The following is a 7,848-nucleotide window of genomic DNA, read 5'->3' as shown; positions in this document are numbered from 1 at the left end:
TGAAGGGGCTGAGGTTGATCGACAGCGTTATGATCCAGGTGCTGGTCGCCTGGAGAAAGGCGGCGCTGCGGAGCGGCCCGTCCGGCAGGAAGCTCCAGGCGAGCGTGGCGAAGGCCGCCAGCGCCAGTTCCGCCGACATGCCGGCGACGCCGATGGCGAGCCTCTGGCGTTTCGACGGCAGCTTCCAGGCTTCGCTGGTATCGGTGTAGAGCACCGGCCACATCACCAGGAAAGCGGCGCCCATCGTCGGCACCCGGCAGCCGTAGCGGCGCGCCGTAAAGGCGTGGCCGAACTCATGCAGCAGTTTGGACGAGAACAGTGCTACGGCGGCGAGAGCCGCGCCTTCCGGCGTGAAAAAATGCAGGAAGGTGCCGGTGAAGCCGTCCCACTGCCTCACCACCAGCGCACCGCCGACCAGCGCCGCCAGCAGCACCAGCACCAGGAACCAGCGGGTGTAGACCCAGCCGATCAGGGGAACCACCGTCTTGAGGAACCGGTCGGGCCGGACCAGCGGTATCCGGAAGAACAGATAGTTCTTGAGCAGCCACATCGCCGGCGTCTTGCGGGTCGCCGCCACCTGACGCCTGAAGCGTTCGATCGCATCGGGGCCGCGCGCCTGGATCAGGTTGCCTGCCACCAGGAAGCGCGCGAAGGCTTCGACCTGGGCGGCGGTCGCCGCGATGGTGGTCCGTGCCGCGATGTCGGCGGCGATCAGCTCGATCTCGCCGAGATGCCAGCGGGAAAGGATCTCGAACTCCAGCCAGCCGATGCGATAGAAGCGGTTGGTGACGGGATCGTGCAATGTCCAGGTCGGGGCACCGTCGCGCGTCCGCGGGCCTTCATGCAGTGTCAGTTCGTCCCGTAGCGGCAGGAGCCGCATCGCGGACGGCGGCTGGCCGACCCCGATGGTCCGGACTCCCGCCGCCGCTCCCGGCGCCGATAAGGGGATCGAGGTCACGGCTACAGGCCCAGCCGCTGCCGGAGGCCGGCCAGGGGCCGGCGCATGACGTAGTAGAACAGTGTCGTAGGCTCGCCATAAACCTTGGCGACCCCTTTCAGGCCTATCCGGACAGGCTCGGCCTTGTCTCCGAAATCGGCTTTCAACCGATAGGCCAGCGATCCGTCGGGAGTGGGATTCGCCTGATAGCTGGCGTAGCTGAGCCTGCCGCCGACCGGGTTCTGGGGATCGACGTTGAGGAACAGGCTGACGTCGTTCCCTTCCGCTACGGCGATGGCGTCGCTGACGGCGACGTGGATCTCCATTTCCGCTTCGCGGGGGTCCGCGACGATAAGGATGCGTTCGCCGATGGAGACCGGCTTTCCGATCCAGTCGTTGACGTCGTCGAAGATGACGATGCCGTTGCGCGGCGACCTGACTTCGATCCGGGCAAGAAGGCCCTCCAGATACGTCACTTCCGCGGCACTCTGTTCCATCCGCCCCTGCAGGATCGCGAGTTGCGCCTTGCTGCGCGGATCGAACAGGGCCTGCTGTGCCGCCTGACGATACTCCGCCTCGCCGACCTCGAAGGCCTTGCGGGCGACATCCAGGCGGTTCTGAAGCCGGGCGGGATCGAGCGTCAGCAGCAGCTGCCCTTCCGTCACGAGCTGGTTGGGCAGGACCTCGACCCGGTCGACGACCCCGTCGATGGGGGCGCGAATCAGCACGGGCTGCTTGGGAATGACCTCCGCGGGTGCCAGGACGGACTGGCGGATCGGCATCCAGGCAAGACCCGCCAGCAGCGCCAGCACAAGGAAGCCAAGCTTTCCCCTGCGCTTGAACAGCCAGCTCGCACGGTCACGGCGGCCGCCCCGGAGCGCCGACCAGGAATGTGCGTAAGCGTCGCCGAGATAGCTGATGAGATGACGGTCGTGGTCCGTCCAGGGCTCGTCCCGGACAAGGAGCATACCGCCGAGGCGCTCCTCCTCCGACCGGTCGAGGGGAACCCAAAGGGCATGGGGCGGCAGCCAATCCACCCATTCGGCAGCCAGTCCGGGCGGTATCCCATGCGCATCGACCGGCTCGATCTCGCGGCTTTCGCCGACGGCTTTCAGCACCTTGCGCAGCCAGACCAGGAATGGTGCGTCGGCATCCGGCAGGGCGATGCCGGAAATCGCGACCACTTTGCCTTCACTCGACGAAGCGGTGCGGCGCCACAGGACGGCTTGGCGGTAGCGCATCAGGGCATGCGTCTCGTTGACGGCGAGAAAGCCGAACTCCTCCAGCGTGGCGGCATGCCGGATGCGCTTCTCAAGCTGGACGAGGCCGGTGATGCTGAGAAGCTGGCGGTTCAGAATGTCGTTCATCGTGTCCGTTCAACGCAGATGCGCGGACACTAAGTATTAGGCCTATTTGGTTAAAAAGTTTATTACCATGGTTGGGGGAGGAGTCGAGACGGCATAAAACTTCAGGGTGTCCGATATGTCGCGGCCAGTCCGACATACTGGGCTGCGGAGCGGGGAAAGAACTCGATCTCTTCCGCGGTCAGATCGCGCATCGGCCGAGCCGGCGTACCGGCCCAAAGCTCACCGCGCCTGACGCGCTTTTCGGGCGTGACGAGGGCGCCGGCCGCGACCATGGCGCCGGACTCTACATAGGCGCCGTCCATCAGGCAGGCCTTCATGCCGACGAAGCAGCCGCTTTCCAGCGTGCAGGCGTGCAGCAGGGCCATGTGCCCGATCGTGATGTCGTCGCCGATGAACGTCCCCTGCCCGCGCGATGCCACGTGGATCACGACGCCATCCTGGATGTTGGTCCTGGCTCCGATCCGGACGACGTTGACATCGCCCCTGACGACCGTGCCGAACCAGATGCTGGAGTCGGCGCCGATCTCCACGTCACCGATGACGACGGCGGTATCGGCTATGAAGGCGCTGTCATGGATGATAGGCGATTTGCCGTGATGCGGCAGAATCAGAGCGGTCATGAACATCCCCGGCTGATGGCTGTGCGTCGCACCCGTGCTGCGACGAACGCGAGACATAGCCATCGGCAAAGGAACTGACCAGAGGCGGAGTTGCCTCCTAGCGGTAGTTCACCTTGTACACTTGCGTCATCTGGCTGAGCGCCGCCTTGCGGACATTGGCGTCCTTGCTCATCAGCGCGGATGTCGGGTCCATCGTGGACGGCTGCGTCTGCGTGGCGGATCCGCCGCCCTGCATCTGCGCCCGCAGGGCGTCGAGCTGCGACGTGTCGCCGTTGCGGTAGGCCCGGAGGGCATCCGTCGTCTGCTGGACCTTGGACAGCGCATTGCGCGCCTTGGACAAGGCCGCCGAGCCGGCGTCGGTCGCACTGGCGGACGACGCTTCGCCCTGGTGGCTGTAAGTGCCCTTGGCGAGTCCCTTGGCCGTTTCGGCACCGGTAAGCCCTGCCGACTTGCCCTGGTAGTCGAGGACGGTGGTATCGGCGGAGGACACCTTCTTGTCGCGGACGAGGCCGACTTCGACGCCGAGCCCCCGGATATTGGTGGCCGATCCTACGCTCTGCTCGACCGTGGTCGCGCGGATCTCGATGCCGGACACATCCTTGGACGCAGCGGCCTTCTCGATCTGCGGAGCCAGCGACTTCAGCGACTCGTCCGTCGCCTTCGCCCGCTGGTCCTTGTCCTTATAGATGCCGCCGAGAGCCTGATCGATCTTGCCGCGCAACTGATCGCGCACGCTATCCGCCGTCCGGGGCTGGCCGGCAGTGAATTCCAGCTTGATCGCACCGGAGGCTCCCGCTGCCCGCTGTGTCGGCGCGACGGACGTGGCGCTCGACGCGGCGGTCGAGGTGGACGAAGCAGCGGACGTCGTAGCGGCCTTGGCCGTACTGGTCGTCTGGAACATCGACTGGAAACTGGTGATCGCGACCACGGCAGGAACTCCCTTCTGGAGCGAAGCCCTCCACCGGCGCACGGATCAGCCCAATGGAGGATATCTACCCCAAAAGATTATCACAGTCCGCTGGCAAAGAACAACGGTCCATCGAAACCGGTTTCATGGATCCGGGGCCGAGCTACTTCTTCACCCAGCGGCCCGACGGCGACAGCACGTACTGCCCGGCCGGCGTCCGGTCTATCAACTGGCGGCCCGCCATCGCCTGGACGCCGTCGACCGGTGCGCCGTTGGACCGGGCCACCTGATCGTAGCGCTGCATCCGCTGGGCGTTAACCTGCTCGACCTGGGCGCGGAGGGCAGTAGGAACGGTATCGGCAACGAAGCCGACGAGACCGTCCGGACGTTCGCCGATCAGGCCGGACTGCTTGGCGGCATCGAGGGACGCCTGGGCATGGGACGGCGCCGGAGCCGACAGGCCGATCCCGAGCGCCAGGGCCAAAACCATCGACCAGCGTATCATTTCCTGGAGCCTCCGGCGGTTCCGAACAGTTCAGGGTCTTCGGCGAAGACCTTTTCCAGATCGCGCTCGACCTTGATCCGGACCTCCTGCTCGATCTTGATGTTCAGGTTGATCTCGATCGGCTTGTCGGGAGCCTCGACCTTCACGGTCGGGCTGCATGCGGCAATCGGGAGAGCCACCATCAAGATCAGGTTCAGGCGCACCATTGCGGTTCTCGGCGATGCGCACCTATGCGCGGGGATGGTTCCGGTCATTTGTCCTGGTCCTGGAATTCCATCATCCGTTCGCGAACGGCCGAGGGAATCCGGTAGGTGGCTATTCCGCGCCGAAGGATCGTATCGAGCGCGCCGCCGACGTTTAGATTAAGGGCGACCGGATGGCCATCGTAGAATGACGGATTCGAGCCCCGTATGGCGAAGGACAGAGTCATTTCGCCTCCGGCCTGACCATCGACCGAGAGGGAGATTCCCTCATACCGGAAGTCGGTCAGCGCCTGGAGCAGCATGTCGGTGCTGCTGCCGGGATCACCGGCAAGAAAGGACGGGGGATCGTCCGGATCGTAGCGCAGGGTGCCGGGTCCTGTCGTTTCCAGGCGGCCGTTTTCGATCGAAACCGCATCCGGCGACAGATGCACGGGCAGGCTGCCGCGAAGGGTGCCGGAGGCGGAAAGACCGTCTACCGCCGCAAGGGACAGGAGCTGGCGCAGATCGACGTCGTGCGCTTCCAGCACGATGGTTTGGTCGTCGTCATTCGTTGCGGCTTCGAAAGGAGCGGCTCTCAGTTTGCCTCCCGCCCAATTCCATTCCGCCTTCGCAACGGATAGCCGGTCGCCCGGGACGCCGAACCGAATCTCGCCGTCGGTCAGCGGGACACCGGCATCCATCAGGGCAACGGAGATCGTCTGGCCGGCCGGAAGGCGAAGGGGCGACAGCCTGTCCGCCGTCACCACCGCGTTGATGCCCTGGGCGGTCACCGCCCCGGCGTCGACGGCGAGGTCCTTCAGCAGGATTTCAGCTTTTCCAGGGTCTGCCCCCTCCCCCCAAGCGGTCCGTGCCCTGACGCCGACGGTGCCGGAGAACTCGCCGATCCACTGCCTGGTTACGGGAAACAATGCAGTGAACTGGGCCGATTCCGCTCCGAACAGCGTCGGCTTCAGTCGAAGTCCCGCCTGCCCGGCCCCGGTGGAAAGGTCGTGCCGCCCCTTGAGCGCCATCGACACCTTTCCGGAGCGGTCCGTCAGAAGCGCATCGAAGGCGATCTCCCTGTCGAGGGACCCATCGGCAGTTCCGCTTAGCTTCATCGGAGCAAAGAAGGCGGGATCATGGCCGCCGGCGATCGTTGCGATAGCGTAATCAGCTTTCAGGGGCCGGTCGGCCGACCCGGCGATCGACAGGTTTCCACTGAAGCCGTCGCTGGCGATTCCCAGCCCGGGAAGATTGACCTTGGCTTTGCGCCAGCCGGCCTCCAGCGCCGTCAAGTCGCCCCCGGCAGTGAACGCCGCTTCGACGGTCGCTTCGGGCAGACTGCCGACGATTTTCAGTTCAGGCGCCTCTGCAGCGAGAGAAACGCTCCGCGCCTGAATGGCCGCATGCCATCCCTCAGCGAGGTCGAACACCAGGAAGTCGCGACTCGGAACGGGCTTCAGGCAGAGCGACTCGGGACGGGTGACCGTGGCGTTCCCCAGCACGATCCGCTTGGCGGTCAAAGTCACGCAGTCGTCGGGAACGAAGCGCCAGCGCCATCCTTCCAGCGGCTCGACTGCGCCTGCCGTTTTCAGAACGGCATCGGGAGCGTCGACGCCGTCCGGCAACAGGCCGGCGACCGGCATATCGAGGTCCAGCCGCGCGGAAACGCCGTTGCCGAAGGAATAGGCAAGGTCGATCAGGCCGATCCGGCGTCCGCTCGGTCCCTCCTCGCCGATGCTGAACGTACTGCCGCCCAGCCCGAGATGGACGACGTCGAGGTGCGCGGTCGGCGAAAGCGACTCGCGGATCAGCCTCGTTCCCTGCCACTCGATGATGGCGGGAAGGCTGGCGATGCCGGCGAGGCCGGCAACCGTCGCTATCAGAAGACCCCATACCCAGCGCCGCGCCATAGCTGCTCCTACCTCCATCTCAAGGATAAGCGTCGATAGAAACACCCTTCCACCCTCTCGTGGCAGAAAAAGGACATTTCGGAATGTTCGTTTGCGAAAACGCGGAAGCGATATTATGTTCGTATTCGAACATATCATGGCTTGGAGGTGGGGATGTCCGCGGAGGATGGAACGGTGGATATGCTGGTGATCGGCGGCGGCATCAACGGTGCCGGGATCGCGCGCGATGCGGCCGGCCGGGGACTCTCCGTCGTCCTGTGCGAACAGGCCGACCTTGCCAGCGCCACGTCTTCCTCCAGCAGCAAGCTGATCCACGGTGGATTGCGCTACCTGGAGCAGTACGAGTTCCGGCTGGTGCGGGAAGCGCTGGCCGAGCGCGAGGTGCTTTTGCGCAATGCGCCGCACATCATCTGGCCGATGCGGTTCGTGCTCCCCCACAACAAGCTCCTCCGCCCGGCCTGGATGATCAGGCTGGGGCTGTTCCTGTACGACCATATCGGCGGCAAGCGCAGCCTGCCCGGCACCAGGAGCCTCAGCTTCCGGACCGACCGGGTGGAGGGCGCTCCGCTCAAGCCGGAGCTTACGCGCGGCTTCGCCTATTCCGACTGCTGGGTCGAGGACTCGCGGCTCGTCGTGCTGAACGCGATGGACGCGCGGGCCCGCGGCGCGGAAATCCTGCTGAGGACCCGCTGCACCGAAGCCCGGCGGGAAGGCGACCGCTGGATCGCCAAGCTCAAGGATCTCGCCACCGGCGCCGAGCGGGTCGTGAGGGCTCGAATCCTCGTCAATGCCGCCGGCCCCTGGGTCGAGCGGGTGCTTCACGGCGTGGCCGGGCAGTCCGGCTCGGCTCACATGCGGCTGGTCAAGGGAAGCCATATCGTCGTTCCCCGCCTGTTCGAGGGCGACCACGCCTACATCCTCCAGAACACCGACCGCCGCGTGATCTTCGCGATTCCCTACGAGCATCGCTTCACGCTGATCGGAACGACCGACATTCCCTTCGAGGGCGACGCCACCGACGTCAGGATCACGCCGGAGGAGACCGACTACCTGTGCGATGCGGTCAGCCGGTACTTCGCGAAGCGGATCGGACCGGCCGATGTCGTCCGCAGCTACTCCGGCGTGCGGCCGCTCTATGATGACGACAGTTCGGCCAACCCGTCGGCGGTGACCCGCGACTATGTCTTCGACCTCGCGGGGAACCCGGGCGAAGCGCCGCTGCTGTCGATCTACGGCGGCAAGATCACGACCTACCGCCGGCTTGCCGAGCACGCGATGGACAAGCTGAAGCGCTTCGTTCCGGACCTGAAACCATCCTGGACCGCCGATGCGGCGCTGCCGGGCGGCGACATGGAGAGCCACCGGTTCGAGCCCTTCGCCGCCGCCTTCAAGGCGCGCCACCTCTGGCTGCCCGAAG

At 65.5% G+C, this 7,848-nt stretch carries 8 protein-coding genes; 1 reads left to right on the top strand and 7 read right to left on the bottom strand.

Annotated elements, in window-relative coordinates:
* The 7 genes from AC5JJ6_RS32360 to AC5JJ6_RS32330 all read right to left on the bottom strand — a co-directional run.
* Positions 1-958 (bottom strand): site-2 protease family protein (locus AC5JJ6_RS32360; RefSeq protein ID WP_496045991.1); only part of this gene is annotated, 958 nt, incomplete at its 3' end.
* A gap of 2 nt (positions 959-960) precedes the next feature.
* Positions 961-2,304 (bottom strand): efflux RND transporter periplasmic adaptor subunit, encoded by a 1,344-nt coding sequence (locus AC5JJ6_RS32355; protein WP_496045990.1) that lies wholly within the window; start codon positions 2,302-2,304, stop codon positions 961-963.
* 101 nt (positions 2,305-2,405) lie between these two features.
* A complete protein-coding gene (locus AC5JJ6_RS32350; protein WP_496045989.1) occupies positions 2,406-2,924 on the bottom strand; it encodes a gamma carbonic anhydrase family protein in 519 nt (172 codons plus the stop codon).
* A 97-nt stretch (positions 2,925-3,021) separates the two neighbouring features.
* Entirely contained in the window at positions 3,022-3,852 is an 831-nt protein-coding gene (locus tag AC5JJ6_RS32345) for a hypothetical protein (RefSeq protein WP_496045988.1), read from the bottom strand.
* Between the two features lie 142 nt (positions 3,853-3,994).
* Entirely contained in the window at positions 3,995-4,321 is a 327-nt protein-coding gene (locus tag AC5JJ6_RS32340; RefSeq protein WP_496045987.1) for a YdbL family probable chaperone protein, read from the bottom strand.
* Between the two features lie 11 nt (positions 4,322-4,332).
* Complete coding sequence (locus AC5JJ6_RS32335; RefSeq protein WP_496045986.1) at positions 4,333-4,542, bottom strand: YnbE family lipoprotein; 210 nt, start codon at positions 4,540-4,542, stop codon at positions 4,333-4,335.
* A gap of 44 nt (positions 4,543-4,586) precedes the next feature.
* A complete protein-coding gene (locus AC5JJ6_RS32330) occupies positions 4,587-6,431 on the bottom strand; it encodes an intermembrane phospholipid transport YdbH family protein (RefSeq protein WP_496045985.1) in 1,845 nt (614 codons plus the stop codon).
* Between the two features lie 153 nt (positions 6,432-6,584).
* On the opposite strand from AC5JJ6_RS32330, the gene glpD reads away from it, so the two are divergent.
* Positions 6,585-7,848 (top strand): glycerol-3-phosphate dehydrogenase (gene glpD / locus AC5JJ6_RS32325; protein WP_496045984.1); only part of this gene is annotated, 1,264 nt, incomplete at its 3' end.

Source organism: Skermanella sp., assembly GCF_059503625.1.
Note: the sequence above shows the minus strand (reverse complement) of the source record. Positions and strands in the feature narration are given on the sequence as shown.